24 protein-coding genes are annotated in these 26,364 nt (G+C 70.7%); 8 read left to right on the forward strand and 16 right to left on the reverse strand.

Annotated features, from left to right (window positions below):
- Window positions 1–7 precede the first annotated feature (7 nt).
- The 13 genes from FPZ12_RS18365 to FPZ12_RS18425 form a co-directional block, all read right to left on the reverse strand.
- Window positions 8–982 (reverse strand): substrate-binding domain-containing protein, encoded by a 975-nt coding sequence (locus FPZ12_RS18365; protein WP_144751762.1) that lies wholly within the window; start codon window positions 980–982, stop codon window positions 8–10.
- The gene (locus tag FPZ12_RS18370; RefSeq protein WP_144751759.1) at window positions 979–1,989 is read right to left on the reverse strand and encodes an ABC transporter substrate-binding protein; all 1,011 of its coding nucleotides are present in this window, start codon (window positions 1,987–1,989) and stop codon (window positions 979–981) included. Before FPZ12_RS18370 ends, FPZ12_RS18365 begins: the two co-directional genes overlap by 4 nt.
- Window positions 1,980–3,473, reverse strand: a complete 1,494-nt coding sequence (locus FPZ12_RS18375; protein ID WP_144751756.1) for an FAD-dependent oxidoreductase — start codon at window positions 3,471–3,473, stop codon at window positions 1,980–1,982. The genes FPZ12_RS18370 and FPZ12_RS18375 overlap by 10 nt, the downstream gene beginning before the upstream one ends.
- Window positions 3,473–4,594, reverse strand: a complete 1,122-nt coding sequence (locus tag FPZ12_RS18380) for a dihydrolipoamide acetyltransferase family protein (RefSeq protein ID WP_144751753.1) — start codon at window positions 4,592–4,594, stop codon at window positions 3,473–3,475. The genes FPZ12_RS18375 and FPZ12_RS18380 overlap by 1 nt, the downstream gene beginning before the upstream one ends.
- The gene (locus FPZ12_RS18385; protein WP_279537820.1) at window positions 4,591–5,559 is read right to left on the reverse strand and encodes an alpha-ketoacid dehydrogenase subunit beta; all 969 of its coding nucleotides are present in this window, start codon (window positions 5,557–5,559) and stop codon (window positions 4,591–4,593) included. Before FPZ12_RS18385 ends, FPZ12_RS18380 begins: the two co-directional genes overlap by 4 nt.
- 5 nt (window positions 5,560–5,564) lie before the next feature.
- On the reverse strand, window positions 5,565–6,653 hold the full coding sequence (locus tag FPZ12_RS18390) for a thiamine pyrophosphate-dependent enzyme (protein ID WP_144751746.1): 1,089 nt from the start codon (window positions 6,651–6,653) through the stop codon (window positions 5,565–5,567).
- Window positions 6,654–6,698: 45 nt separating this feature from the next.
- Window positions 6,699–7,484 (reverse strand): SDR family NAD(P)-dependent oxidoreductase, encoded by a 786-nt coding sequence (locus tag FPZ12_RS18395; RefSeq protein WP_144751743.1) that lies wholly within the window; start codon window positions 7,482–7,484, stop codon window positions 6,699–6,701.
- Window positions 7,485–7,646: 162 nt separating this feature from the next.
- Entirely contained in the window at window positions 7,647–8,558 is a 912-nt protein-coding gene (locus FPZ12_RS18400) for a LysR family transcriptional regulator (RefSeq protein WP_144751740.1), read from the reverse strand.
- Between the two features lie 76 nt (window positions 8,559–8,634).
- Window positions 8,635–10,146: a solute symporter family protein gene (locus FPZ12_RS18405; RefSeq protein ID WP_144751736.1), complete on the reverse strand. Its 1,512-nt coding sequence runs from the start codon at window positions 10,144–10,146 to the stop codon at window positions 8,635–8,637.
- Window positions 10,143–10,487: a DUF485 domain-containing protein gene (locus FPZ12_RS18410; RefSeq protein ID WP_144751733.1), complete on the reverse strand. Its 345-nt coding sequence runs from the start codon at window positions 10,485–10,487 to the stop codon at window positions 10,143–10,145. Before FPZ12_RS18410 ends, FPZ12_RS18405 begins: the two co-directional genes overlap by 4 nt.
- 47 nt (window positions 10,488–10,534) lie before the next feature.
- The gene (locus tag FPZ12_RS18415; RefSeq protein WP_144751730.1) at window positions 10,535–12,052 is read right to left on the reverse strand and encodes a class I adenylate-forming enzyme family protein; all 1,518 of its coding nucleotides are present in this window, start codon (window positions 12,050–12,052) and stop codon (window positions 10,535–10,537) included.
- Window positions 12,053–12,055: 3 nt separating this feature from the next.
- Window positions 12,056–12,976 (reverse strand): amidohydrolase family protein, encoded by a 921-nt coding sequence (locus FPZ12_RS18420; protein WP_144751727.1) that lies wholly within the window; start codon window positions 12,974–12,976, stop codon window positions 12,056–12,058.
- On the reverse strand, window positions 12,966–14,192 hold the full coding sequence (locus FPZ12_RS18425) for a CaiB/BaiF CoA transferase family protein (protein WP_144751724.1): 1,227 nt from the start codon (window positions 14,190–14,192) through the stop codon (window positions 12,966–12,968). The genes FPZ12_RS18420 and FPZ12_RS18425 overlap by 11 nt, the downstream gene beginning before the upstream one ends.
- Window positions 14,193–14,308: 116 nt before the next feature.
- On the opposite strand from FPZ12_RS18425, the gene FPZ12_RS18430 reads away from it, so the two are divergent.
- From FPZ12_RS18430 to FPZ12_RS18440, 3 genes are read left to right on the forward strand one after another with little or no spacing between them, the layout of a single operon-like run.
- Window positions 14,309–14,941 (forward strand): TetR/AcrR family transcriptional regulator, encoded by a 633-nt coding sequence (locus FPZ12_RS18430; protein ID WP_144751722.1) that lies wholly within the window; start codon window positions 14,309–14,311, stop codon window positions 14,939–14,941.
- A 44-nt stretch (window positions 14,942–14,985) separates the two neighbouring features.
- Window positions 14,986–15,957: an NADPH:quinone oxidoreductase family protein gene (locus tag FPZ12_RS18435; protein ID WP_144751718.1), complete on the forward strand. Its 972-nt coding sequence runs from the start codon at window positions 14,986–14,988 to the stop codon at window positions 15,955–15,957.
- Window positions 15,958–16,003: 46 nt separating this feature from the next.
- A complete protein-coding gene (locus FPZ12_RS18440; protein WP_166462808.1) occupies window positions 16,004–16,777 on the forward strand; it encodes an enoyl-CoA hydratase/isomerase family protein in 774 nt (257 codons plus the stop codon).
- Between the two features lie 473 nt (window positions 16,778–17,250).
- Here the strand turns inward: FPZ12_RS18440 and FPZ12_RS18445 are convergent, their stop codons facing one another.
- Window positions 17,251–17,952: a GntR family transcriptional regulator gene (locus FPZ12_RS18445; protein WP_144751712.1), complete on the reverse strand. Its 702-nt coding sequence runs from the start codon at window positions 17,950–17,952 to the stop codon at window positions 17,251–17,253.
- Window positions 17,953–18,567: 615 nt separating this feature from the next.
- Here FPZ12_RS18445 and FPZ12_RS18450 point away from each other — a divergent pair.
- The 5 genes from FPZ12_RS18450 to FPZ12_RS46865 all read left to right on the forward strand — a co-directional run bounded on the left by FPZ12_RS18450 (window position 18,568) and on the right by FPZ12_RS46865 (window position 24,509).
- Window positions 18,568–19,734: an ABC transporter substrate-binding protein gene (locus FPZ12_RS18450; RefSeq protein ID WP_144749061.1), complete on the forward strand. Its 1,167-nt coding sequence runs from the start codon at window positions 18,568–18,570 to the stop codon at window positions 19,732–19,734.
- Window positions 19,735–19,866: 132 nt separating this feature from the next.
- A complete protein-coding gene (locus FPZ12_RS18455) occupies window positions 19,867–21,501 on the forward strand; it encodes an ABC transporter permease (RefSeq protein ID WP_166462809.1) in 1,635 nt (544 codons plus the stop codon).
- Between the two features lie 8 nt (window positions 21,502–21,509).
- Complete coding sequence (locus FPZ12_RS18460) at window positions 21,510–22,391, forward strand: aspartate/glutamate racemase family protein (protein ID WP_144749063.1); 882 nt, start codon at window positions 21,510–21,512, stop codon at window positions 22,389–22,391.
- A 23-nt stretch (window positions 22,392–22,414) separates the two neighbouring features.
- On the forward strand, window positions 22,415–23,317 hold the full coding sequence (locus tag FPZ12_RS18465) for an ABC transporter substrate-binding protein (protein ID WP_144749064.1): 903 nt from the start codon (window positions 22,415–22,417) through the stop codon (window positions 23,315–23,317).
- A 28-nt stretch (window positions 23,318–23,345) separates the two neighbouring features.
- Entirely contained in the window at window positions 23,346–24,509 is a 1,164-nt protein-coding gene (locus tag FPZ12_RS46865) for an ABC transporter ATP-binding protein (RefSeq protein WP_144749065.1), read from the forward strand.
- A 265-nt stretch (window positions 24,510–24,774) separates the two neighbouring features.
- Here FPZ12_RS46865 and FPZ12_RS18475 read toward each other — a convergent pair whose 3' ends face one another.
- On the reverse strand, window positions 24,775–25,620 hold the full coding sequence (locus FPZ12_RS18475; protein ID WP_144749066.1) for an SDR family NAD(P)-dependent oxidoreductase: 846 nt from the start codon (window positions 25,618–25,620) through the stop codon (window positions 24,775–24,777).
- On the reverse strand, window positions 25,617–26,312 hold the full coding sequence (locus FPZ12_RS18480) for a GntR family transcriptional regulator (RefSeq protein ID WP_144749067.1): 696 nt from the start codon (window positions 26,310–26,312) through the stop codon (window positions 25,617–25,619). Before FPZ12_RS18480 ends, FPZ12_RS18475 begins: the two co-directional genes overlap by 4 nt.
- Window positions 26,313–26,364: the final 52 nt, after the last annotated feature.

Below are 26,364 nucleotides of genomic sequence, written 5' to 3' on the forward strand. Positions count from 1 at the left end.
GTAGTGGTCAGACGGAGTGGAAGAGCGACTCCGGCGCGGGCGTGCCGTCGATGAGGTGCTGCGTCCGCGCGTAGCGGATCAGTGTTTCGATCGCCGCCCTGTTCGCGCCGAGGCCGTACGGGAGCGGATCACCGTCCACAATGGACCGGTTCTTGAGGTGTTCCGCGGTGTCCGTGTCCGGGCTGCCGCTGCCGTCGAGGGTGGCGAGGTAAGGGGCCTTGGCCTTCTCGAACGTCTCGTACAACGCGGCTGGCAGCCACGGATGCTCCGCCACGAGCTCGTCGCGGATGACGACGACGGAGTGCAGCGGGAGCACGCCTTCACGCTGGTACCACCGGGTTTCGAGCTCCTTGGCGTCCGGGAACAGCTCGCGGTACTCCGGCGCTTCGCTCGCTTTGCCCTCCCATTCACCCTGCGGCGGGCCGGACCGGCCGATGCCGGCGATACCGGTGAACGCCGCCTGGATCCGCCTGTCCCGCAACAACTCCACGAGGCTTTCGCCGGGCGCGACCGCGCGCACGTTCGTGGGCGGCACGTAACTGGTCACGTGGTCCTCGTCGTCGACCACCCACTCGATCGCGCCGAGGTCGACGCCGTAGTCGTCGGCGAGGATGCCGCGGCTCCAGACACCGCTGGTCACCGAGTACGCCCGCACGCCCATCGCGCGGCCTTCGAGATCCTTCGGCCCGTCGATGCCCGCGTTGCCGAGCACGGCGATGCCGCTGTGGTGGAACCGGCGCATGAGGAAGACCGGGATCGCCGTGAACGGGATCCCTGCTTCCTTGGCGATCAGGTACGTCGTCGGCGCCAGCTCCGCCACGTCGTAGGCCAGCTCGCGCACCATCCGCCGGTACGCGCCGATGATCGGCGCCGGCTTCGCGTCCTTGATCACGACGCCGTCCGGGCGCACCTCACCGTCGAGCACGGGGGCGGTGTGGCCGTACCGGCTGATCGCGGTGGACAGTTCCAACGGGGCGCTCACAGCCTGCTCACCGCTTCCTTGGCCAGCGACAGGTCACAGACCTGGTCGAAGGGGAGCACGGACGGCTGCACACCGGTCCGCACGTTCAGTTCCTGGATCTGCGTGACCTGCTCTTCGGTGAAGACGAGGTCCTGGCGGAAGAACGGATTCTGCTGGTAGAACTGCAAAAGCGTGGTCGCCTCATCCTGCGGCGCGCCCTTCACCGCCGTGTTCGCCGCCAGATAGGCCGCGGTGTTCGCGGGGTCGCTCACGAAGCGGAAGACCTTCGCGTGCGCGGCCAGCGTGCGCACCAGTGCCTCGCGGTGGTTGTCGATCGTGTCCTGCGACGCGAACGCGGCCTGCTGGGCGAACTGCGGAAGTTCCTTCCACACCTGCGAAATCGAGTGCACGCCGTATTGGTCCTGCTTGTCGAAGTAGGTGACCAGCGCGGGCCCCGCGTCGACCGTGCCGGCGGAGACGGCACGGAAAACGTCGGTGCTGCTGCCCACGTTGACGAACTTCACCTTCGACGCGTCGACCCCGTTCTTGTCGAACAACGCGAGCATGATCTCGTGCAGCAGCGCGCCGATGGCACCCGTGCCCACGCTCCGCCCTTCGAGGTCCTTCAGACTGCGGATGTCCGGTTTCGCCGAGAACACGGCGTAGTCCGGGCCCGCGCTCACGCCGCCGATGATCTTCAGCTTCCCGCCCCGCGCGACGGCGGGGAAGATCTGCGAGAACCCGCTGAACACCGCGAGATCACTGCGGCCCTGGATGATGCTGCCCATCAGGCGCGTGCCGTCCGAGACGTTCTGGACGTCCGCGGTCACCTGGAACGCCTCGTAGAGCTTCTGGTCCTTCATCAGCTGCTGGAGGACGAGGGTGTCGTTGGAACTGGTGTTGATGATCGACACCGAGCCCGGGGAGGAGGACCCGGCCGCGCCGCAGGCCGCGGCGACGGTCGCGAGTCCGGCCAGTCCCCCGGCCTTGAGCAGGGACCGCCGCGACAGCGGGGTGGTCAGCACCATGATCGTGGTCCTTTCCGTCGTCCGGGCCGGTCGGAGATCGCCCGCGGCGGTTTCGCGCGGACCTGTTCTGCGCTGAGCATGTCCGTCCTTTCGATCAGGGTCGCCGGATCCGGGGCCGCGCGGGAACCGGCCAGCGCGGCGGTGTGGAGCTGTTCGGCCACCGTGGGGTGGGTGTGCACGATGTGGGCGAGGTCGGCGGCCGCCGCCCCCAGTTCGAGCGCGACGGTGGCTTCGGCGATGACCTCACTGGCGTGCGGGCCCACGATGTGCACACCGAGGACGACCCCCGAGCCCGCTTCGGTCACGAGCTGCACGAGGCCCCGCGCCGCGCCGAGCGTCTTCGCCCGGCCGTTGCCCGCCATCGGAACCGTGGTGACCTCGGCGTCCCCGGCCGCCGCGGCGGGCAGGCCCGCCGTGGCGATCTCCGGGTCGGAGAACACGACCGCCGGAACGGCCACCGGATCGAACGCCACCCGGTCGCCGCACAGGGCGTCGACGGCGACGGGCGCCTCGGCGTAAGCCTTGTGCGCCAGCGCGGGCCCCGGCGTGATGTCGCCGATCGCGGCGACATGCCGTCGTAGCAACCGATCGCGCCCCACGTCGAGTAACCCGTCGGCCCGTGGCGTGACGCCGAGCCGGTCGAGCCCGAGCTGGTCGGTGTTGGGGCGCCTGCCCACGGCGACGATCACACGCTCGGCTTCGACTGCCACGGCAGCGGTTTCCCGTTCACAGTGGAGTACGCCGTGCGCGTGCCCCGCCGCCATGGCCCGGGTGACGACCTCCACGCCGAGCTCGTCGAGCCGGCGCGCAACCGGGCGCACCAGCGCGGGATCCAGTTCGGGGAGGATACGGTCCGCGGCCTCGACCACGGTGACCTTCGCCCCGAGTTTGGCCAGCGCCGTCCCCAGTTCGATCCCGATGTACCCGGCGCCGACGATCGCGACGGAGGCCGGAAGCGCGGTCAGTTCCAGCGCGCCGGTGCTGTCGAGCACGGCCTCGCCGTCGACCCGCAGCGCGGGCAGCTCGACGGGCCGCGAACCGGTCGCGAGCACGACGTCGCGGAATTCCAGGAACCGCGCGCGGCCCTCGATGGTCCGGACCACGGCCTGGTCGGTGCGGGTGAACCGCAGCTCCCCGGCGAGGACGCGCACTCCGGCGGCGGCGAGCATCGAGCGGATCCCGCCGGTGAGGTCACCGACGATTTCTTCCTGGTATTTCCGGAAAACCGCGAGATCGGCCTTCGTGGCACCGGCCAGCGCCGGATGGGCCGCGGACCGGTCGGCGAGGTCCGCCAGCTCGATCAGCGCCTTCGACGGGATGCAGCCACGCTGCAGGCAGGCGCCACCGAGTCCGCTTTCGCCGTCACGGTCGACGAGCACCACTTCACGGCCGCGCCGCGCGGCGTGCAGCGCCGCGGTGTAGCCGCCGGGCCCGCCTCCGACGACGAGCAGGTCCACCGCTTCGGCGATCTCTCCGACGACCATCAGCCCTCCCCGAGCAGCAGCAACGGGGAACGGACCAGCCGCTCGATGGTGGTGGCGAAAGCGCCCAGTTCGGCGCCGTCGACGACGCGGTGGTCGGCGGCCACCGCGAGCGGCAGCACCCGCCGGACGGCGGGCACGCCGCCGACCGGGACCACCTCGTCCCGCACCCGGCCGACGCCGATGATCGACACCTGCGGCGGCACGATCAGCGGCGTGCCCAGCCAGGTGCCGAAGCTGCCGAAGTTGCTGATCGTGCAAGTGGCGCCCGAGGTCTCCCGCGGGTTCAGCTCCCGTTCCCGCGCGGCCTCGGCGAGCCGCTCGATTTCCCGGCCTGTTCCCGGAATCGAGCGGCTTCCCGCCGCGCGCAGCACCGGCACGATCAACCCGCCGGGAGTCGCCGTGGCGATCCCCAGGTCCACGGAATCGTGCAGCCTGAGTTCCGCCCGCTCGCTGTCGAAGTGCGCGTTGAACTCCGGATGGCGCCGCAGCGCGGCGGCGACGATCCGCACCAGCAGCGGCAGCACGCTGACGCGATGACCCGCCTCGCCGAGTTCGGCACGCGCCGCCTCCAGCGCTTCCGCGTCGATCTGCCGGAACTCCGTGATCTGCGGGACCGTGAGCGACGCCGTCATCGCCCGCGCGATCTGCCGGCGCAACCCGCGCAGGGGCCGGACCTCGGGCGGGCGCTCTCCTTGTGCGGCCACCGGAACCGGCGCGGGCTGGGCGACGTGGGCGAGCACATCGCCCGCCTCGACGCGGCCATTCGGCCCGGAACCGTCGACGGCGGCGAGGTCGACACCGTGCTCGACGGCGAGCCTGCGGGTACTCGGCGCCGCGAGCACCCGGCGCCGTCCCGCGGGTTTCGGCGGCGCGGCACCGGCGGCGGGCTCGACCGTGAACAACGGCTCCCCCACCGCGACGAGATCGCCGGACTTGCGGGCGATACCGGTGAGCCTGCCGGAAACCGGGGCGGGCAGTTCGACCTGTGCCTTGGCCGTTTCGACCAGGACGACGGGCTGATCGGCGGTCACCTCGGCGCCGACCTCGGCCAGCCACTCGACGATTTCGGCCTCGGCGAGCCCTTCCCCGAGATCGGGCAGGCGGAACTCGGTGCCGCTCATGCCTTCACCGTCGCCCTCGCGGCCGCGACGACCCGGTCCACGTTCGGCACGAACAGGTCTTCGATCCGGCCGGGCGGGTACGGGGTGTCCGGGGCGGCGACCCGCGCGATCGGCGCTTCGAGCGAATAGAAAGCGCCTTCGTTGACCGTCGCGACCACCTCGGCGCCGAACCCGGCCGTCAGCGGTGCCTCGTGCACCACGACGCACCGCCCGGTCGCCGCCACGGCGTCGACGAGACCCTGTTCGTCGAGCGGGACGAGCGTCCGCAGATCGACGACGGTCGCGGAAATCCCTTCCTCCGCAAGCACTTCCGCCGCTTTCCCGGCCACCTGGACGGCCGCGCTCCAGGCCACGATCGTCACGTCGTCGCCCTCGCGGACCACCCGCAGCCGCCCGAACGGCACGGGCGCGTCCCCGTCCGGCACTTCGCCCGTGACGAGCCGGTAGCCACGGAGAGGCTCGCAGAACAGCACCGGGTCGGCGGAGCGTACGGCGGTTTGCAGCAGCCCCTTGGCATCCGCGGGTGTCGACGGCATCACGACCGCGAGTCCCGGGCTCTGCACGAACTGCGCCTCGAGCGCTTCCGAGTGCAGTTCCGGAGTACGAACCCCGCCGCCGAAGGGCGCGCGGATGACGACGGGCATCGGGAACCGCCCCTGCGACCGGTAGCGCATCCGCGCGAGCTGCGCGCCGATCTGGTGGAACGCCTGATGGCTGAACCCGAGGAACTGCAGTTCGGCGATCGGCACCAGGCCGGCCGCCGCGAGCCCGATCGAAGCGCCGACGATCGCGGCCTCCGCGAGCGGCATGTCCACCACGCGATCCGGCCCGAACTCGTCGAGAAGTCCTTCGGTGGCACGGAAAACGCCGCCGAGCCTGCCGACGTCCTGGCCGAGGACGAGTGTCCGCTCGTCGCGCTCCAGTTCGCCGCGCAGCGTGGTGTTGATGGCGCGCAGCAGGTCCATCCGGGTCACCGGGCGCCGCCCGCGGCGTTCAGCCAGGCCTGCTGGCGCACCGACCTCGGCGACGCCTCTTCGACTACGTGGGCGAAAAGGTGTGCCACGCCAGGAGGTTCCATCGCCTCGACCGTCCGGACCGCTTCGTCGATGCGGTCCGCGATGCGGGCGCGCACTGCCGCGTCGTGCTCGTCGTCCCACAGCCCGCGATCACGCAGGTAAGCGAGGGCGCGGGTGATCGGATCGCGGTCCGCCCACTCGGCCAGTTCGTGTTCGGGTTGGTAGCGCGAGGCGTCGTCGGCGGTGTTGTGGTCACCCATGCGGTAAGTCACGGTCTCGATGAGCGAAGGCCCTTCGCCCGCCCGCGCCCGCTCCACGGCCGCGCTCACTGTTTCGTGCACGGCAAGGAGATCGTTGCCGTCCACGAGTGCGCCCGGCATCCCGTAGCCTGGCGCGCGGGCCGCGAGCGTCGCCGCGGCGGACTGCCGCTCGCGCGGCGTCGAGATGGCCCAACCATTGTTCTGCACAAGGAAAACCACGGGCGCGGAGAGCGTGCCCGCGAGGTTGCACGCCTCGTGGAAGTCGCCTTCGGACGAAGCACCGTCGCCGCAGAACACCAGCACGACACCGGACTGCTCCCGCAGCCGCAATCCCCACGCCAGCCCGACGGCTTGCGGAAGCTGCGCGGCGAGGCCGATCTGGACGGGAAGAACGTTCACTCCAACTGGCGCCGCCCCGCCCCGCGGGTCGCCGAGGAACGTCAGCATGAAGTTCTCCAACGGCAGCCCTTGGCGCAGCAGCGCGGGCAGCTCGCGGTACTGCGGCACCACCCAGTCGCGCCCCGGGTCGAGCGCGAACGCCGCGCCCACAACGGAAGCTTCCTGCCCGCGCACGGGAGAGAAGGTGCCGAAGCGGCCCTGCCGCTGGAGGCTGAAACCCTTGTCGTCGAAGGCGCGCGAGAACAGCATCAGCTCGCAGGCTTCGCGGAGTTCGTTGCCGGACAAGGAACTCCGGGCCGGTCCGCCGGCGCCCAGCGGTGGGAGCACCGCCCAGGGCGCGGCCGTGGCCGCCTCCGGCGGGAACTGGGGCGTGAAGTCGGTCATTGCTTCCTTTCGGAACAGAGCACGGATGGGCGGGATCCGGCCGGATCACCAGCCGCCGTACGCGAGCCAGCCGCCGTCGATCGCCACCCCGGAACCGGTGATGTACGCGGCGGCGGGGGACACGAGGAAAGCCACGACGTCGGCGACCTCGGCGGGCGTGCCGAGCCTGCCCAGCGGGGTGCGGCGTTCGAGATCGGCGGCGGAGAACTTGCCGGTGGCCATGGTCCGCTCGACGAACGGGGTCGCCACGTAGGCGGGCCCGACCGAGACCACCCGGATGCCGCGGTCCGCCCACTCGACCGCGAGCGACCTCGTCAACCCTTCGAGGCCGTGCTTCGCGGTGGCGTAGGCAGCCCGGCCGGGGATCGCGGTGGAGCCCAGCACCGACGAGACGTTGACGATCGTGCCGCCGCCTCGCGCCAGCATCACCCTGGCCGCGGCCTGCGCGCAGAAGAGCGGGCCGGAAAGGTTCGTGGCGAGCACGTTCGCCCAGTCGTCCGGGGTGATCTCCTCGGCGGGCTTGACGAGCGGGATGCCGGCGTTGTTCACCAGCACGTCGAGCCGGCCGAACGCGTCGAGCGCGGCGTCGGCGAGGGTCTGCCCGCCCGCCGGGACACTCACGTCGGCCGCGACACCGACAGCCGTGCCACCGTCGGCGACGATCTTCTCGGCGACGGCCTCGGCACGCGCCGCGTCCCGCGAGTTGACCACCACCCGCGCGCCGAGGGCCGCCAGCCGCTCCGCGACGGCGAGACCGATCCCGGAACTGGACCCGGTCACGATCGCCGAACGACCTTCGAGCGATCCGACGACGTCCCTGTCACCGACCACGGTGTCCACCCTTCAGCGCGGGAAACCGGCAGCCCCGGCATCCGGACCGGCTGTGGTGCCGATCACCCGATGCGGTGGGCGGTATCCACTTTCAGCCAGGGGCACACGCTGGTCAAGTGCGACTATTCAATTCTGGCCATCCGGAAATCGGATGGTAAGAGGTCAGCGCAGGGCGACCGTCGCCGCCGGAACCGGCGTCGCGAGGAGGGTGTCGAGCAGCGCCGAAGCGGCGGGCGAGCCGCCGAGTCCCGGCGCCCAGAACACCCCGACCTCCCGGTACAACCGGGGCGCCACCGGGATCACCGACACGCCCTCGGTGCGCACGGTCGCCAGCGCGAGCTGGTTGGTGAACCCGAGCCCCAGTCCCGCGCGGACGAGGCCCACCAAGATCTGCGGCTGATCCGACACATAGCGCACGCGGGGTTCGACGCCCTCTTTGATCAGCAGCCGGAAAGCCTCCGTGTCGTAGTGCAGGTGCTGCCCGGAAACCACCAGCTGCTCGTGCGCCAGGTCGCCGACCGCGGCCTCCGCCGCCCCGGCCAGCCGATGGTCCCCGGGCACGACGAGGCACATCGGCTCCCGCCACAGTGACTCGTGCTCGAAACCGCGCGAACTGCGCGGCGGCGGGAGCATCGGCCGGACGGCGAGGAGGGCGCGGCCGTGCACGAGTGCTTCGTCGATGCCGTGGATCGCGTGTTCCAGCAACTCCACCCGCACGCCCGGGTAGTCGTGGGAAAACCGGGCCAGCACATCGGGCACGAACGACGCACCCGCGCTCGGATAGGTCGCGAGCGTGACGTCGCCGCGCACGAGTCCCTGTACGGAAGCCATCGCGTTCCGACCCGCTTCGAGCTCCTCCAGCACCGACCGGGCGTGCGGCTCGAACGCGGCGCCCGCCGGTGTCAGGCGGACCGGACGGTGATCGCGATCGAAGACCGCGACGCCGAGTTCCCGTTCCAGCGCGGCGATGTAGCTCGAAACGCGTCCCTGTGATCGGTAAAGATGCGCGGCGGCGGGCGTGAAACCCCCGCGGTCCACCACGGTGAGGAAGGCGCGCAGCCACTCGACCTGCATAGCTCTCCTGTTCGTCGGCCCGGCACGCCGACCTTAGGACGCGGGCGGGTTCCGTGCGCGGCCGTCCTCCGCCGCGTCATCCCGGCGTGCCGCCGGTCATGGCACGCACGTGCATCTCTTCGTACGGGGCCTCGGTTTCCCGCCGCGGGCGGCTGAGCACCGTGCCGAGGTAGCAGCCGAGGAAACCGATCGGCACCGAGACGAGCGTCGGGTACGACAACGGGTACAGCGCCGAAGCGCCCATCACCCCCGGGCCGACGAGGACCAGCGCGACCGACACGATCAGCCCGGCGCTCACCCCGCTGATCACGCCGACGGTGTTGAGCCGTTTCCAGAACAGCAGCAGGACCAGCACCGGCACGTTCGCGCTCGCGGCGACGACGACCGCCATCAGCGCCAGCAACGCGATGTTGGTGTTCTGCGCGCCGAGTGCCAAGACGATGGACACCGCGGCGATCGCGACGGCGGCGATCCGGCCCGCCCTGACCTGTTCGGCGTCGGTCGCCGTGCCCTTGCGGATGATCGAGCTGTAGAGGTCGTGCGCGACCGCACCGGATCCGGCGATCACCAGCCCGGCGACGACGGCCAGGATGGTCGCGAACGCCACGGCCGAGACCAGCGCGAACAGCACCGGCCCGCCCAGCACGTCCGCGAGCTGCGGGGCGGCGAGATTGCCTGCCTTGTTCGCCGCGGCGATCTTCGCCTGGCCCACGATCGCGGCCGCCCCGTAGCCGATGAACGGCATCGCGAGGAAGGCGAGGCCGAGGATCCACAACGCGACGCTCATCGAGCGCCGGGCGACCTTGGCGTCGGGCACCGTGAAGAAACGGATCAGGATGTGCGGCAGCGCCGCTGTGCCCAGCACCTGCGCGAGCGCCACGGACACGAGGTCGAGACCGGGCACCACGCCGCTGGCCCTGGCGAACAGATTCGTCCGCGAAGAATCCTGGACGGCCTGGAACAGCGCCATCGGGTTGAACCGGAACCGCGCCAGCACGAGCACCACCAGCGCGGCCATCGCGGTGAGCAGCAGGACGGCCTTGACGATCTGGATCCAGGTGGTCGCGAGCATGCCGCCGACGGTGATGTAGACCGCCATCAGCACCCCGACCACGATCACCGCGACCCAGTACGGCACGCCGATCAGCAGGCTGATCAGCACCCCGGCGCCGACGAGCTGGGCGATCATGTAGAACACCGTGACCACCAGGGTGTTGACCGCCATCACCGCGCGCACGCCCTTCGACCGGAAGCGGCTGGCGAGCACGTCGGCGATGGTGTAGCGGCCGAGGTTCCGCAGCGGTTCCGCGACCAGCAGCAGCACGAGCAGGAAGGCCACCAGCCCGCCCGCGACGAGGAAGAACCCGTAGACCCCTTGCAGGGCAAGGATTCCGGCGACCCCGAGGAACGTCGACGCGGACAGCAGGTCACCGCAGATGGCCAGGCCGTTCTGCCAGCCCGTGATCCGGCCGCCCGCCACGTAGTGCGAACCGGCGTCGCGGTTGCGGCGGCCGGCCCACGCGGTGATCAGCAGGGTCACGACGATCACCGCGGCGAAAATCCCGATGGTGACGGCGTTCGCGTTCATCGCGCACCGCCCTCGGGGATGCTCGCGACGGCCGGCACGCCGGCCTCGGCGACGGCTTGCGCGGCGAGCGCGTCCCACCGCGCGGCCCGGCGGGTGTAAAGCCCGCACAGCAGCCACACCAGCGGGAAGATCAAGGCCGTCAGCAGGAAGGTCCAGCTGAGCACCCCGGCGGCCTTGCCCGCCAAGAGATCCGTGAACCCGGACAGGACGATCACGAACAGATAGGCGCCGAACCCCGCCACCGTCGCGGGAATCGTGAACCGGTTGCGGGCACGGACGAGCTCACCGAACGCGGGCGTGGCCGCGACGGCCACTGCTCGAGTCTCTGCGGAATCGGGCATGGGTCTCCTACTTCCTTGTAGGGGAGGGGAAAAACGGGCAACCGGCGTCAAGCACCGAACCGCGCGCGCAGCACGTGTTTCTGGATCTTCCCGACGGCCGTGCGCGGGAACTCGCGGACGAAATGCACCTGTTTCGGGGTGTTGTACCCGGCCAGATTCGCCTTCACGAAAGCCGTGAGCTCCCCGGCGAGCTCCGGTGTGCCGTCACCGGCGGGGATCACGATCGCGGCGACCTGTTCCTCGTAGACGGGATCCGGCAGGCCGATCACGGCCACATCGGCGACGCCGGGGTGCCGGGCGAGGCAGTCCTCGACCTCCTTCGACCACACGTTCTGCCCACCGGAGCGGATCATGTCCTTCTTGCGGTCGACGATCGTGAGGAACCCGTCCGCGTCGGCCACCGCGACATCGCCGGTGTGCAGCCAATCTCCCGCGAGCGCCACCGCCGACGCCTCTTCGTTGCGCCAGTACCCGCTCATGCGCGGGCCACGGACGCAGATCTCGCCCGGCTCGCCCGGCGCGACCTCGGCGCCGGTGTCGTCGAGCAGCGCGATGTCGACGCCGGGCATCGCGCGGCCGATGGATCCCCACCGCTCGAACACATCCCGCGGCGGGCACCACGTGACGAACGGGCCGCCCTCGGTGAGCCCGTAAGTGTGCGCGAACCGCACCTTCCCTTCTCTCGCGCCGAAAGCGTCCGCGGCGCGGTCCATGATCCCGCTCGGATCGTAGGCGCCGTAGTAGAGCAACCGCACCGACGAGATGTCCGTGCCGGGGAACCGCGGATGCGTGATCAGCGCGTGCAGCATCGTGGGCACGCCGAGGATGACCGACACCCGGTGCCGCGGCAGCAGGTCCAGCACGACGCCGGGCTCGAACTCGCGCAGCAGCACCACTTTCCCGCCCATGAGCAGGAAGGGCTTCATGTGGTCCCAGTTGCCGACGTGGAACGGCGGGAAGTAGTTCATGAACACGTCGCGGTCGTCCACCCGCATCGTGGCCGCCATCGCCAGCGCGTCGTCGGCCGTGCGGCGGTGGGAAAGCATCGCGCCCTTCGGCCTGCCCGTGGTCCCGGAGGTGTAGAGGATCATGTGCGGATCGCGTTCGTCGACGTCCGTTCGCGGCGCCTCCCGCGCGGCCGCCAGGAAGGCGTCCCAGTCCCCGCGATCGCCCTCCGGGCCGGGGATCCGCAGCACCGGCAGGTCTGGGTGCGCGGCCCGCGCCTCACGGGAGACCTCGTCGTAGGTCTCCTCGACGAACCACAGCGCCGGGTCGGAATCGGAGATCGTGTAGGCGTGCTCGGCGGCCCGATGCCAGAAGTTGAGCGGCACCAGGATCGCGCCGATCGCGGCCGTCGCGAAGTACAGCTGGACGTACTCCAGGCTGTTCTTGGCCAGCACCGCGACCCGGTCACCGTAGGAGATTCCGCGTGCGGACAGTGCCCCGGCGGTCTGCTCGATCAGCTCCTGCAACGCCGCATAGGTATATTCGCGGTCTCCGCTGACGATCGCCACCGAGCCGCCACGGGAGCGCGCGTTATTGCGGACGAAATCCGGGACGAGCACGGTTCACTCCCTTCCGAGTAAGCGCAACGCGTTGCCGCCCAGCCACTTTTCGGCGACCCCGTCCTTGAGCGGCAGGGCGCGGACCTCCTCGGCGAGCTCCGCGGGCGGGACGCCGAGGAGCGTCCACGTGGAGGCGAACAGCACCCGGTCCGCCAGCTGCCGGTTGCCGAACCGCAGCAGCGGCGCCCAGCCCGAATCGGGCCGGGTGAAGGTGCGCGGCCGGTGCGCGGACAGATCCACGTACACGTTCTCGTGCCGCCAGGTCACCATCATCATGTCCTCGACCCAGGGCCACCCGGCGTGCAGCGCCACGAGCTTCAGATCGGGGAACGCGCTCGCCACCGCGTCGATGTAGCGCGGATGCCCGACGTCGTAAGCGGCGTCGAGCGACCAGTTGATCCCCGTGTGCAGCAGCACCGGCACCCCGAGCGCCTCGCACCGGCCGTAGACCCTGGCCATTCGCGGGTCGCCGGGCAGCAGCTGCTGTTTGAACGGCGAGAGCACGACACCGGACAGTCCCATGTGGACGGCCTCGTCGACGTTCCCGGCCGCGTCGGTCTCCCACGGGTCGATCCCGCCGAACCCCACAGTGCGGTCCGGGTTGCGCCGGACGAAGTCGGCGACGAGCCGGTTGCCCGCGGTCGGGACCCCGAGCCGGGACCCGAAGGATTCGGTGTACACCCCGGCCAGTCCGATCCCGCCCTGGTCCAGCATCCGCAGAAAGTCCTTTTCGGACGGTGCCAGCTCGCGCGCCGCTTCGCGCGCGGCCGCCCACCGTTCGGTCACCTCGGCGTGGGAGCGGGCGGGTTTGGCCGCGCCGCCGAAATGCTCGGCGTAGCCCCGGAGTCTGCCGTTGGTCACCGCCTCCGACAGCGTGAACGCGTCCACCTCGGGAACCGCGCCTGCCAGGAAATCAACGATCATCGGTCCTGCCTCCGTGGATCACGCCGTCCTCGTACAGCGCCGCCAGAGCGGTCCCGTCGAGGCCGAGCACTTCGCTGAGGACTGCCGCGGTGTCCGCGGCGATGGGGCCCGCCGCCGCGCCGGGCCTCACTTCGGCGTCGGAGAACCGGTACGGCGCGGTCTGCATCGGCACGTCACCGTGCCCGGGATAGTGGACGGGACTGAGCGTGCCGCGGGCGAGCAGATGCGGATCGGTGAGGTTCTCCCGCACCCCGCGCACGCGTGCCGCCGACAGCCCGTGCCCGACGAGGTGATCCACGAGCGCATCGGCGGTCGGCCAGGTGGCGGCCCAGTCGTCGATCCGGTCGTAGAGCGGTCCGGGATCGGCGACGCGGGCCTCGCTCGTGCCGTACGTCTCGGCCAGGTCCGGCGCGTCCATCGCCTTCACCAGGCGCGCGAAGAAAACGTCCCCGCTCATCCCGTAGGAGACGTACGAGCCGTCGACGCAGCGCGTGACACCGGACGGGACGCTCGTCGTGTGCCGGTTCCCGTACTTGCCGCGGACGGCTTCGCCCCCGGTGAACGCGCCCGCCGCCGGCTGCTGGTCGATCATCGCGAAGAGCGCGTCGAAGGCCGAGATGTCGATGTGGGTGCCCGCGCCGGTGTTGTGCCGGTGGTGCAGCGCGGCCCCTATCGCGGCGAGCGCGTGCACGGCCGAGTTCACGTCGGCGAGCGCGGTACCGAAATGCGTCGGCGGGCCGTCGTCCTCGCCGGTGAGCGACATCAGCCCGGAGTAGGCCTCGGCGACGAGCCCGAATCCCGACAGGTGCGCGTAGGGCCCTTCCCCGCCGAAAGTGGACAGTGAGCAGAGGATCGTGGTCGCGTCGGCGGCGTGCAGGACTTCCCAGCCCAGGCCCAGTTTGGCGAGCACGCCGGGCGCGAAGTTCTCGACCACGACGTCGGCCCAGCCCGCGAGCCGCACCGCCAGGCCGGCCCCGCGCGGATCCTTGAGGTTGAGCCCGATCGAGCGTTTCCCGTTGTTGTACTGGGCATACGCGCTGGACAGGTGATCGCCGGGCGCGCCGATCCCGACGGGCAGCCAGCGCATCAGGTCGCCGGCGGGCTGCTCGACGCGGATCACCTCCGCCCCCAGATCGGCGAGCAGCCGGGTGCAGAAGGGTCCCGCGATCACATGGCTCAGGTCGAAGACTTTGAGTCCGGCATACGGACCGGCCATCACCGGCACCTCCGCTCAACCTCGTCGTCGAACGCTCGTTCAACGGAACATAGGTGTCGTGAGCTCGGCGGTCAAGGGGCTGTCGAAGGCTCGTTCACTACGGCTAAGCTGACGCCATGGTGCGTGCCGAGACCACGGCGCCCGTGCGCCCGAGCGTGCTGGTGCACGAGAACGACGAACCGACCGCGGCGACCCTGATCGCCGCGGCGGTCGAGGTCATGGCGCGCAACGGCTATCACGGCACGTCCGTGCGGGACATCGCGTCGGCGGCCGGGACCAGCGCCGCCGTGCTGTACCACCACTTCGAGTCGAAACAGCGCCTGCTGGTGACGATCTGCGATCGCGGGCTGGACGTGCTGATCCACGCGACCGAGGAGGCGCACGACCTGGCGGGCCCCGACCCGGCTGACCGGCTGCGCGCGATCGTCGGCGCCCACGTCGCCGTGCATCTGGACTCGCAGCGGGAAAGTCTCATCGGCAACAGCGAGATCCGGGCGCTCGAACCGGCGGGCCGCGCCCTGATCATCGCCAAACGCGATGTGCAGCAACGAATCTTCGACCGGGTGATCCGCGACGGCGTGCGGCGGAAGGTGTTCGCCACCCGCCACCCCGGGGACGCCGCCCGGTTCGTCACGTCCGCCTGCACGAGCGTCGCCTCGTGGTACCACCCCGACGGCCCCCTCTCCCGCGACGAGCTCATCGAGCACTACCAGGCCATCGCCGGCGACGCGGTGGGGCAACGGCGCTGAACATGGCGTGATTTCCCTTTCCCGCCAACGAAGATGGGTGAAGTATGCGCGCAGTACGAGTGAACCGCACCGACGGCCCGGAGTCCGTCGTGGTCGAGGACGTGGCCGAGCCGGAACCGGCGGCCGGGGATGTCGTGATCGACGTCGAGGCGGCCGGGGTGAACTTCCCCGACCTGCTGCTGACCCAGGACCGGTACCAGTACAAACCCGGGCTGCCGTTCACCCTCGGCGGCGAACTGGCCGGCACGGTGCGCCACGCGCCGGAGGGCTCCGAATACGTGCCGGGCGACCGCGTCGCCGCCATCAGCACGACCGGCGCGTTCGCGGAAGTCGCGGCCGTTCCGGCGCACGACGTGTTCCCGCTGCCCGGCCGAGTCACGTTCGCCGCAGGCTCCTGCCTGCCGATGAACTACCTGACGATGACCTTCGGCCTGCTCACCCGCGGCGGGCTCAAGGCGGGCGAAACCGTGCTCGTGCACGGGGCGGCGGGCGGCATCGGCACTGCCACGGTGCAGCTCGCGACCGCGCTCGGCGCCAGGGTGATCTCGGTCGTGTCCACCGCGGAGAAGGCCGAATTCGTGAAGTCCCTCGGATCCTGCGAAACCGTGCGGGCCGAGGGATTCAAGGACGCGGTGCGGGAGCTGACCGGAGGCGCCGGCGTCGACCTGGTGGTCGATCCGGTCGGCGGCGACCGGTTCACCGATTCCCTGCGCAGCCTGGCCCCGCTCGGCCGCGTGCTCGTCATCGGCTTCACCGGCGGCGGCATCCCCACCGTGAAGGTGAATCGTCTGCTGCTCAACAACATCGACGTGCGCGGGGTCGGCTGGGGCGCCTACGCGATCCCCCGCCCCGGCTACCAGCGCCAGGAGTGGGACAAGCTGCTCCCCCACCTCGAATCCGGCGCCGTGGACCCGCCGGTCTGCGCCACCGTTCCCCTGACACGGGCAGGCGAAGCGGTGGCCGGACTGGGAAAGCGCGCCGCGCTGGGCAAGTTCGTGGTGTCCGTGCGCGCGTGAAACCGCGCGTCGAACGCTCGTTCAACGACAACGAAAGGTGAGTGCCGTGACCGACTTCCCGCACACGATCACCCTCGACCGGGACGGCGCCGTCGGCAGGCTCCGGTTCGGCAGCGAACACCCCGCGAACGTGTTCACCCTGCCGATGCTGCGCGAACTGGCCGGGCACGTCGACGAACTGGAGCAGCCCGGCGAGCTTCGCGTGCTGGTCATCGAAGGGCGGGCGGACACCTTCAGCGGCGGTGCCGATCTCCAGTCCATTTTGGACATGGACGAGGCTGCCTATGTCGAGTACGTCGAGACCGAGTACCGGCTGTTCCGCGCGATCGAGACGCTGCCGCTGCCGACAGTGGCCGTGCTGCGCGGTTCCTGCGTCGGTAACGCGGCGGAAATCGCGCTGGCCTGTGACTTCCGTGTGGCCGCGGAGACCTGCCGGATCGGCTGGCCCGAGATCAACGTCGGGTTCTTCGCGCCCTCGCAACGGCTCGCGCGGTTCGTCGGCATCGGGCAGGCGAAGGAGATCCTGTTCGGCGGCAGGCTGCTCAAGGCGGCGCGGGCGAAGGAACTCGGGTTGCTCACGACGGTCGTGGCGGAGGACGAACTCGATGCGGCCACGGGCAAACTGGTCACCGAACTGGCCTCCCGCGCCCCGATCGCGATGCGGCTGACGAAGGCCGGGATAGAGCGGTCCTACGGCTTCCCGGCGGAAAACCCCGGCCTCGAAGTGCGCGCCGCCGCACAGTCCTACGCGACCGAGGACCTCCGGGAGGGCGCCGCCGCGATCCTCGCCCGCCGCCCGCCGTCGTTCCACGGCCGCTGACCCTCTAGTCGGCGGTCGCTGGACCAGCCCCGCTCCAGCGACTGGTCGCACACCGTGCGCTCGGCTGCGCTGTCCCCCATGGAGGGTCACCGTCATCGGCCGCCGCGCGGTGGATCGCCGACGCACTCCCGCTTGCGGCGCACGACGGTCCCGCACCCACTCACCACTCCGCCACCAGCCCCCTCGCCACGACACGGCACCACCGAACCACGGTCAACCCCGCGAACAACCCACCGCCAGCTGGACCCGGCGGTCAGCGAAGTCCTGAACCTGCTTGCGGCGCACGACGGTCCCGCTCCCCACTCCGGCACCAGCCCGCTCGCCACGACACGGCACCACCGAACCACGGTCAACCCCGCAAACAACCCACCACCAGCCCGATCCGGCAGTCAGCGAAGTCCCGAAACCTCTTGCGGCGCAAAGCGTTCCGGACGCTCCCCCGGCCCGCCCTCAGGCAGCGGCGAGAGCCCCGTTCAGCGAGCTCCACCAGACCGGGCAGGCTCCGCCGCGTTGATTCCCAGCGCCCGGCGGGTCGCGCCGAGGTGGTGCCGCATCGCGGCCTCCGCGGCCGGGCGGTTTCCGGTGCACACGGCGGCGAGGATCGCCCGGTGCTCCCGCAGCGATCCGGGCCGCGGGTGCGGGGCGCCGGGGTCGCGGTACTGGGCCATCACCAGCGGGTAGGGCGTCGCGGCGATGCAGCGCGTCAGCCACGGCTGCCGGGCGGCCGAAATGAGCAGCGCGTGGAATTCCCGGTTGCAGGCCGAATACCCAGCGGCGTCGCCCGCCTCGTCGGCTTCGCCCATCCGCGCGACGATCGCCTCCAGCGCCTCGCGTTCGCTCCGCTCGATCCGCTCCGCCGCGAGCCCGGCGAGTGCGGCTTCGAGGATCTCCCTCGTCACGAGGATCTCGACCGCTTCGTCCGGCGAGAAATGGCGGACGCGCGCCCCGCGGTTGCGCTCGAGCGAGATGTAATCGTCCTGCTCGAGCGCGACGAACACGGCCCGCAGCGTCGGCCGGGAAATCCCGAGAGCGGCGGTCAGCTCCCCTTCGATCAGGCGCTGGTTCGGCTGGTAGTCCCCACGCCGGATCGCCGCGGCCAGTTCCTGGCGCGCCCGCAGGATCGTGTTCGCCTGCGGGCTGTTCCCGAACGGCTCGGCCGTCGCCGAGACGGTCATGACTGCTCCATCCCGCACCGCCTTAGCTGGGCACTTCCGGAAACCGACAAGGACCGTACGACCGTATCGCGCGCCGGCGCGGGACCGCCGGACCGGCACCGGACACACGACCTCCTCACGAGGCGACTTGGAACCACGATCGTCAGCCAAAACACGGCCAGTTGTCAACTGATCACCCCAGCAACCTCCGATAATCCCCCATCGCCTCGCAACAACTTGCACCGATCGCTTGACGATTGAGTGTTATCTGACTAACAATCCGAGGCGCCCGTTCAAAGTCGAAGGGGAAGCCGATGTCGAAGTCCCGAGCCACGCTCCGCTGCTCGCAACGACCCGCGCCCCGGCCGCGCCCGGCGGCGCCCGGCCGGCCGGACTTCGCGGCCTTCCCCCCGGCGCGTTCCCGCCGGAACTGATCACCGCCCGGCCCGCCTCGAACCGGCCGGACGACCAGGCGGCCCGGCCGCCACCGCACCCCACCTCAGTGCCCGCCCCGCGTACGCGGCGGACCAGCCCACCCTCGGGACACCTTCGCGCCGCGCCCTGCCGACGCGCGTCCCGAAAGACCTCCGTACCGGCGTCGCCCGGCGCCGGCCGTTCACGGGAGGACACGGACCCATGGCACACACCTCGCTCCCCGGCCGGGCCGACTGGTCCCGGCGATCCTTTCTCGCCACCGTCGGCGCCGCCGCGCTGGGCCTCACCGCGTGCGGAGGTGCCGGCGGGCAGGAGTCCGCCGCCGTCGACATCTCCGGCGTGCAGGCGCCCGCGCTCGACGGCCTGACCGGCGACGAAAGGACCCGCGTCGCCACCCTCATCGCCAAGGCCCGCTCCGAAGGCGCGCTCAACTGGATCACGCCGATCATCACCGAGTCCAAGGACCCGCTGATCGACGCCTTCAAGACCCGCTACAACCTGCCCGCGCTGCAGGTGACCTTCGAAAACCTGCAGACGGCCCAGGTGACGTCCCGGGTGCAGTCCGAGGTGACCTCGCGGCAGATCAAGACCGATGTGGTCGGGCTCAACGGATCCCCGTCGTTCTTCAAGACCCTCAAGGACGCCGGGATGCTGGAGAACTACCAGTCCCCCGAGCTGAAGGCCTACCAGGGCACCGAAAAATACGTCAGTTTCGATCCCGGCTACTGGGCTTCGCCGATCGCCGTGCAGTACCTCCCGGTCTACAACCCGAAGGTCTGGACCACTGGCGTGAGCAGCTGGTACGACCTGCTCGATCCCCGGCTCAAGGGCAAACTCAGCTGGCCTGGCGTGCCGTCGAGCGAGTCCGCCCTGCTCATGTACCGCGGCCTGCGCGAAGTCCTGCCCCTGAGCTTCTTCCAGAGCCTCAAGGGAAACGCCCCGCGCGTCGGCGTCGGCAACTCGACCGTGGCGACCCAGATGGTGTCCCAGGGCGAGCTGACGATCGCGGTCACCCAGAGCCACACCGTGCACAACACCGCCCAGCAGCTCGGAATCCCGCTGGAAGTGGGTTTCCCCAAGGAAGGCGCCGTACTGGACGGCTGGAGCGTCGGCATCCTGACAGGCTGCCCGCATCCGTCCGCGGCGAAGCTGTTCATGGACTTCATCCTGAGCCAGGCCGCCGTGCAGACCATGGTCGAAAAACAGGCGGCGACCCCGGTCCGCGAGGACGTCAAGATGCCGGCCGATCTCGCGCATTTCGCCCCGGCCAGCCCCGCCGCCGCGCACGCCATCGTGCTGGACCAGCTGGCGGACCGCAAGACGATGCAGGCCTCGCGCGACGAGTTCGTCGGCGTCTTCGGCGGCTGACCCGCACCGACCGATCCGGGAGATCCCATGACGCTCGACGCTCCACCCCGGCCAGGACCGGCGGAACCCCGCACGCGCCGCGCTTTCCGTTCCCGCGGCCGGAGCGGTCCCGGCCGAGGGATCGTCACGGTCTTGACGTGGGCCGTGACGGCGCTGGTCGTGGTGCCGCTGATCGCCGTCCTCTACGACAGCCTGCACGCCAAAACCGGGCTGCTGACCAGTGTCTGGTCCTGGGACAGCTATCGCGCGCTGCTCTCACCCCGCATCCGCGACTCGGCCCTGCTGTCACTGAAGTTCGGCGTCGGCAGCGCCGGGCTCGCCACGATCGCCGGCGCGCTGCTCGCCTTCCTCGTGGTCCGCACCGACCTGCCCGGCCGCCGGCTCATCGAGATCTGTTCCTACGTCCCGTTCTTCCTGTCCTCGTTCCTGCTCGCGATCTGCTGGCAGTACGTGGGTTCGCCCAACACCGGCCTCGTCAACCACCTGGCGGGCACGCCGTGGTTCGACGTCTATTCCCAGGGCGGCATCATCCTCGTCATCGGGATCGCCCACACCCCGCTGGCGTTCCTGATGATCTCCGGGGCGCTGCGCCAGATGGACCCGGCGCTGGAGCAGGCGGCCAGGGTGTGCGGGGCCGGCCGGTTCCGCGTCAGCAGGCAGATCACGCTCCGGCTGGTCAGCCGCGGCATCGTGTCCGCCTTCATCATGACGTTCGCGATGGGGTTCGAGGATCTCGGCGTGCCGCTCGTCCTGGGCTCCCCGGTGGGCATCGACCCGTTGCCGCTGCGCATCTGGGAGGTCATCCAGCGGGAGTTCCCGGCGGACTACAACTTCGCCGCGGCCGCCAGCGTGCTGCTGCTGGTGATCCCGGTGCTGGCGTTCTGGCTCCAGTCGCGGCTGCTCGGGAAACGGGCGGGCTACACGCTTTCCGGCAAGGCTTCCGCCGCGAGCCGGATGGCGCTCGGCTGGGCGAAGTGGCCGGCGCTCGCCTTCTGTCTACTGTGGATATTCGTCGCGGTCGTCCTGCCGATGGCCGCGCTCGTGCTGACCGCCGTCCAGCGCCGGTGGAGTGGCACCCTCGACGTCCACCTGCTCACGTTCGACAACTTCAAGGCCGTGTTCGAGACCGGTTCGTACTCGGCTCCGGTCGTCTCGGCGTTCTGGAACAGTCTCGTGCTGGCCGTCGTGGTCGCCACGGCGGTGGTCGCGCTCGCCGCCGTCGTGACGTACGCGGTGCACCGCATGAGGATCCGGGGCGGCCGCTTCGCCGAGGTGATCCTCTCGGTCCCGCTGGCGATCCCGGGGTCCACGATCGCGGTGGGGCTGCTGAACCTGCTCGTGCAGACGCCGTTGTACGCGACGATCTGGATCATCGCGATCGGGTTCGCCGTCCGCTATTTCCCCTACGGCCTGCGCACCGTCGACGCCGCCTTCGGTGCCATCCACCCGGAGCTGGAGGACGCCTCGCGGGTGTCCGGCCGCGGGCTCGGCCAGACGCTCCGCCGGATCGTCGTCCCGCTCCTGCGCCCGGCCATGGTGGGCGGCTGGCTGCTGTTGTTCATCCTGCTGATGCGCGACGTCGGCATCTCCAACCTGCTCTACGCGGGCGGCAACCGCACGCTTTCGGTCGCGCTGCTGAGCATTTCGTCGCTCCAGCAGACCGGTGTGGTGGCGGCCTTCGCCCTGCTGCAGATCGTCCTGTTCCTCGCCGTCGCCTCGCTCACCCTGTTCTCCGGCGGCGCCCGGCGCGAAGCACTGAGGATGTGAGAAAACCCTTGGACACCAACGGATCCCGCCAAGCCCGGTACCGGTTCGCCCTGGTGCGCTCCTTCAGCCTGTCCGCCGGCTCCGGGCATCCCGCCGCGGCCGTCGGTGGCAGGCCCAAGGAACAACGGCTGCCCAACCACGCGGACGTCGCGCCGCTGCTGGCCGACGTCGACTGGGAACTGCTCAACGGACCGGTCGCGCCCTACGGCGACTGGGCGGTGGAAAACCGCGAGGAGTTCGCCCTCGTCGGCGCCGCGAGGCTGGGCATCGTCCGCGAAGCCTGCGAAAGCGGGCGGTACAACGCGATCGTGCTGCTCGGCGGCGGCGAACCTGGCGCCCCGGCGTGCCGGGAGATCGCCCGCCGGTACCACCTCCCGGTCACCTCGGCGGCGTTCAGCCAGATGCACGTGGCCGCCATGCTCGGCAACCGGTTCGGCGTCATCGACCTGGCCGAGAGCCACAGCATGCACTACTACGACCTGGTGCTCCAGCACAGGTTCGCCGACCGGTGCGCGGGCATCCGGAGCATCGACTTCCCGCACGGCCGCCCGCCGTACGGCCACGACGAAGGCCGGGACATCCACGCGGAGAAACAGAAAGCCTTGCGGGGCGAGCATTCCGACGCCGTCGAGAAAGCGACCGCCGCGGCGGTGGCCGCCATCGAGGAGGACGGCGCCGACGTGATCATCTTCAGCTGTTCCGGCACGTTCTGGCTCCGGCCGTTCGTCGAAAAGCGACTGCACGAGATCGGCTGGGAGGTCCCGGTCCTCGACGGCCTGTCCACTTCGCTCGCGCTGGCCAAGGCGATGGTCGACCTCGGGGTCGACGCCAGCGGTCTCGTCTACCCCGGCGACCGGCCCCGCCGCCGGCGCGTCCGGCGCACGTTCTGAACCCACCACCCCGAAGGAGTCCCATGTCCCCCGTCTTCCGCCACTCCTACAGCAACTCCGGCGCGGTCAACGCCGTGTTCACCCTCGCTCAGGAACGCGGCTTCTACGAGGAAGCGGGCGTCGAGGTCGAACTGGTCGTCTATCCCCGGACCAGCGACGCGCTCGACGCCGCCATCCGGCGCGAGGTCGACGCGGCCACCTGCCCCGGCGTGTGCATCCTCAACCAGGCGATGGCGGGCGCGGACCCCGTCAACGTGATGAACATGGAGGACGAGAACGTCTTCGGGATGATCGGCGCCCGCCACATCACCAAGCCCGGCGACCTGAAGGGAACGACCATCGGCACGTTCGGGCTGGGCGACCAGAACCAGGTGGTGATCAGCCGGGCGCTGACGAAGCTCGGCCTCGACCCGAAGACCGATGTCGAGTTCAAACCCGACTTCCCGGACCGCGCGTCCCTGCTCGCCGCGGTCGACCGGGGCGACATCAGCGCGATCTGTTTCACCGTGCCGACTCCGCTGATGGCCCGCAAGATGGGCCTGCCGATCCTGCTGGACTTCCGGGACGAGCCCGAGCCCTACCAGTGCGGCGCCGTGGTGACCAGCCGCCGCTACGCCGACGAGAATCCCGCCACCCTCGTGCGTTTCCTGGCCGGCTCGATGAAGGGCGCCAGGCTGTTCCAGGAAGACGCCGACGCCGCCCTGCCGCATCTGGCGAAAGCCAGCAGGCTCGACGACGAGGACGTCCTGCGCGAGGTGCACGGGCTGTTCTCCACCGCGCTGCGCACCCTGACGCCGTCACTGCCCCCGCTTTCGGCCGTGGCCGCCGACCTGGAGTCCGCGCTCGGCCGGCCGCTGGAAGTCGATCTAGGCGCGCTCGTCGACCAGTCCTTCGTCGAGCCGGCGAGGACGCTGGCCGCGCGCTGAACTCCGTTACCCAGGAAGGCGAACGACCATGACAAGTTCGGTTGCCCAGTCCAGGCCCGCGCGCACGGACGGCGGTTCCCCGGCGGCGGAAGGGGATCTCGTCGTCCGCGGCCTGGTGCGCCATTACCCGGGCGGCGCGGGAGTTTCCGGGATCGACCTGACCGTGCCGAAGGGGGAGCTGGTCAGCCTGCTGGGCGCGTCGGGCTGCGGGAAGACCACCACGCTGCGATGCCTGGCCGGGATCGACACCCCGACCGGCGGTGACATCTGGATCGGCGGCCGGGCCGTGTGGTCGCGGCGGGACAAGATCGACCTGCCGCCCGAACGCCGCGACATCGGCCTGGTGTTCCAGTCCTACGCGCTGTGGCCGCACATGACGGCGCTGGAGAACGTGATGTACCCGTTGCGCGCCAGGAAGATCCGCCGGCGCGAGGCCGGGGAACGCGCGCAGCGGATGCTCGACCTTGTCGGGCTCGGGCCGCTGGCCGGGCGGACGCCCGACCGGCTCAGCGGCGGGCAGCAGCAGCGCGTCGCGCTGGCCCGCGCGATGGTCTACCAGCCCAAGCTGCTGCTGTTCGACGAGCCGCTGAGCAACCTCGACGCCGAGCTCCGGGAAACGGTCCGGCACGACATCCGGCGCACCCAGCAGGAACTCGGGATCACCGCGCTGTACGTGACGCACGACCGCACCGAGGCGATGGCGCTGTCCGACCGGATCGTGGTCATGGCGGAGGGCCGGTTCGTGCAGGCCGGTTCGCCGCGGGAACTGCTCGCCGAGCCCGCGTCGCCGTTCGTCGCGTCGCTGCTGGGTTCGGCGAACCTCCTGCGCGGCCAGGTCGACCGGGTCACGCGCGAGGCCGGGACCGCGGTGGTGACGATCGCGCTGCCGGGCGGCGCGAAACTCCGGGCGAGGGCAAGGGAACCGCTCCCGGCAGGCAGCCAGGCGGTGGTGGCGATCCGGCCGACGGCCCTGCGGCTGTCCGCGGACCTACGGCTTTCGGCCGACGGCGAGGGTTTCGCGGGGCGGCTGCGGGACTGGTACCCGACCGGCCCGGAGTTCGAGTACGTCGTGGAGGCCGGCGGCACCACCGTGAAAGTGCTCAGCCACACCGATCTGAGCCTCGACCGAGGCGACGACGTGGTGCTGCGCTACGACCTCGCATCAGCCACCTGTTTCGGCGAGAACACCTAGGTTTCGTGACCCTCTCCGGTTTACGTTGCCGTGTTTGCCCCTGCGGTCGGTGAGTTTGCCCGCCGCGTCACTGATTTTGCCGGTCCGGTCGCTGAGTTTGCCCACGGCGGCAGCGGTCGGCCAACTCGGCAACGCCTCGGGCCAACTCGGCAACGCCCCGGGCCAACTCGGCAACGCCCCGGGCCAACTCGGCAACGCCAGGGGCCAACTCGGCGCCCTGGCGGGCAAACACACCCGCGCGTAAAGACCACAAGATCACGAAACACTAGCCGGTCGCGGCGCCGACCGGTTCCAGGTCGGGCCCGAGGTCGCCGGCGAAGGCGGCGGCGATGGCCTCTTCGGTCCAGCCGCCCGGGTCGGTCAGCACCCGTGCACCGCGCGGGTGCTTGACCACCCCGAGAGCCATCCCGGCCGGCCGCCCGATGAGACGGACGACCTGCCCGTTGACCCGGGCGGCCGCGTCGCTCAGCAGGTACGTCACGAGCGGGGCGATCGCCTCCGGCTCCGGTTCCTCCGGCCGGAAAACCGTGCCTGGCCGGCGCGTCCCCGTGCCGCGCGCCTGCGGGGCGATCGCGTTGACCCGCACGCCCGGGGGCACATCCAGCGCCCACGAATAGGTCAGCGACGCCACCGCGCCCTTGGTCGCCGCATACGTGGCACTGCGCGGTATCCCGGCCTGTGCCCGCGACGACACGTTCACGATCGAGCCGGAACCCTGGCGCACCATGGCTTTCAGCGCGGCGGCTCCACAGTGGAGGGTGCCGAGCAGGTTGACCTCCACGGTGCGCCGGGTGATCTCCGGGTCCTCCTCCCAGCTCCAGCCCTCCGGCCGCACACCGGCGTTGTTCACCAGGCCGTCGATCCGGCCGAACTCGCGCAGGCACGTGCCGACCAGTGTCTCGGCGGTGTCCGGGTCGGCGACCGAACCGGCACAGCCGAACGCCGTCGCCCCGGCGAGCCGCAGTTGTTCCACCACGTCCGCCACACCGGCGACGTCGTTCACGACCACGCGCGCGCCCCGGGCCGCCAGCCGCGCCGCATACGCGCGCCCGAGCCCCCGAGCCGCGCCCGTGACGACGATCACCTTGCCCGCCAAGGAAATCCCGGTCACCCGCCCTCACCCTCCGCACGGTCCGGCAACGCCAGCCCCTGCCGCACCGCCGCGATGTGATGCCGCATCGCCGCCTCCGCCACCTCGCCGTCGTTGATCCGCAGCGCGGCGACGATCGCCCGGTGCTCGGCCATCGTGTCCGGCCGCGGATGCGGCACCGCGAAATCGTGGAACTGCTTGACCACCAAGGGATACGGGGTGGCCGACAGCAGCCGCAGCAGGGTGGGCTGCCGCGCCGCGGTGATCACCAGCGTGTGGAACTCGTGGTTGAGCCGCGAGTACGTCTCGGCATCGCCGTCGCGATCCGCGTCGGCCATCGACGCCATCAGCTCGTCCAGCCGGTCGCATTCCTCCGGGAGGATCCTGGCGGCGGCCAGTCCCGCGGCGGCCGACTCCAGGATCTCCCTCGTCTCCAGGATCCCGTGCGCCTCCTCCAGCGAGAACTGCCGCACCCTGGCCGACCGGTTGAGTTCGAGCGAGATGTAGTTCTCCTGCTCCAGCGCGATCAGCACCGAGCGGAGGGTGGCGCGCGAGATGTCCAGCGCGGCGGTCAGCTCGCTTTCGATCAGCCGCTGGTTGGGCCGGTAGTCGCCGCGCCGGATCGCGGCGGCGAGCTCGCGCCGGGCACGGAGCACCGTCCCGGTCAGCGAACGATCCTCGTCCGCCGGCTCGGCGGGCAAACTGGCCGGCATCAGCGGTCCCCCTGATCACTTTCTTCTTCTCCTGGCCCGGAAGGCCACCCGG

This window comes from Amycolatopsis acidicola (genome assembly GCF_007713735.2).
Classification (GTDB): domain Bacteria; phylum Actinomycetota; class Actinomycetes; order Mycobacteriales; family Pseudonocardiaceae; genus Amycolatopsis_E; species Amycolatopsis_E acidicola.

Bases quoted from the DNA above. Each gene is read 5' to 3' on its own strand.
- FPZ12_RS18480 (WP_144749067.1), bottom strand. From the start codon at position 26,312: ATGCCGGCCAGTTTGCCCGCCGAGCCGGCGGACGAGGATCGTTCGCTG.
- FPZ12_RS18405 (WP_144751736.1), bottom strand. From the start codon at position 10,146: ATGAACGCGAACGCCGTCACCATCGGGATTTTCGCCGCGGTGATCGTC.
- FPZ12_RS18410 (WP_144751733.1), bottom strand. From the start codon at position 10,487: ATGCCCGATTCCGCAGAGACTCGAGCAGTGGCCGTCGCGGCCACGCCC.
- FPZ12_RS18370 (WP_144751759.1), bottom strand. From the start codon at position 1,989: ATGGTGCTGACCACCCCGCTGTCGCGGCGGTCCCTGCTCAAGGCCGGG.
- FPZ12_RS18385 (WP_279537820.1), bottom strand. From the start codon at position 5,559: ATGGACCTGCTGCGCGCCATCAACACCACGCTGCGCGGCGAACTGGAG.
- FPZ12_RS18400 (WP_144751740.1), bottom strand. From the start codon at position 8,558: ATGCAGGTCGAGTGGCTGCGCGCCTTCCTCACCGTGGTGGACCGCGGG.
- FPZ12_RS18445 (WP_144751712.1), bottom strand. From the start codon at position 17,952: ATGACCGTCTCGGCGACGGCCGAGCCGTTCGGGAACAGCCCGCAGGCG.
- FPZ12_RS18380 (WP_144751753.1), bottom strand. From the start codon at position 4,594: ATGAGCGGCACCGAGTTCCGCCTGCCCGATCTCGGGGAAGGGCTCGCC.
- FPZ12_RS18420 (WP_144751727.1), bottom strand. From the start codon at position 12,976: ATGATCGTTGATTTCCTGGCAGGCGCGGTTCCCGAGGTGGACGCGTTC.
- FPZ12_RS18390 (WP_144751746.1), bottom strand. From the start codon at position 6,653: ATGACCGACTTCACGCCCCAGTTCCCGCCGGAGGCGGCCACGGCCGCG.
- FPZ12_RS18425 (WP_144751724.1), bottom strand. From the start codon at position 14,192: ATGGCCGGTCCGTATGCCGGACTCAAAGTCTTCGACCTGAGCCATGTG.
- FPZ12_RS18375 (WP_144751756.1), bottom strand. From the start codon at position 3,473: ATGGTCGTCGGAGAGATCGCCGAAGCGGTGGACCTGCTCGTCGTCGGA.
- FPZ12_RS18465 (WP_144749064.1), top strand. From the start codon at position 22,415: ATGTCCCCCGTCTTCCGCCACTCCTACAGCAACTCCGGCGCGGTCAAC.
- FPZ12_RS18430 (WP_144751722.1), top strand. From the start codon at position 14,309: ATGGTGCGTGCCGAGACCACGGCGCCCGTGCGCCCGAGCGTGCTGGTG.
- FPZ12_RS18450 (WP_144749061.1), top strand. From the start codon at position 18,568: ATGGCACACACCTCGCTCCCCGGCCGGGCCGACTGGTCCCGGCGATCC.
- FPZ12_RS18435 (WP_144751718.1), top strand. From the start codon at position 14,986: ATGCGCGCAGTACGAGTGAACCGCACCGACGGCCCGGAGTCCGTCGTG.
- FPZ12_RS46865 (WP_144749065.1), top strand. From the start codon at position 23,346: ATGACAAGTTCGGTTGCCCAGTCCAGGCCCGCGCGCACGGACGGCGGT.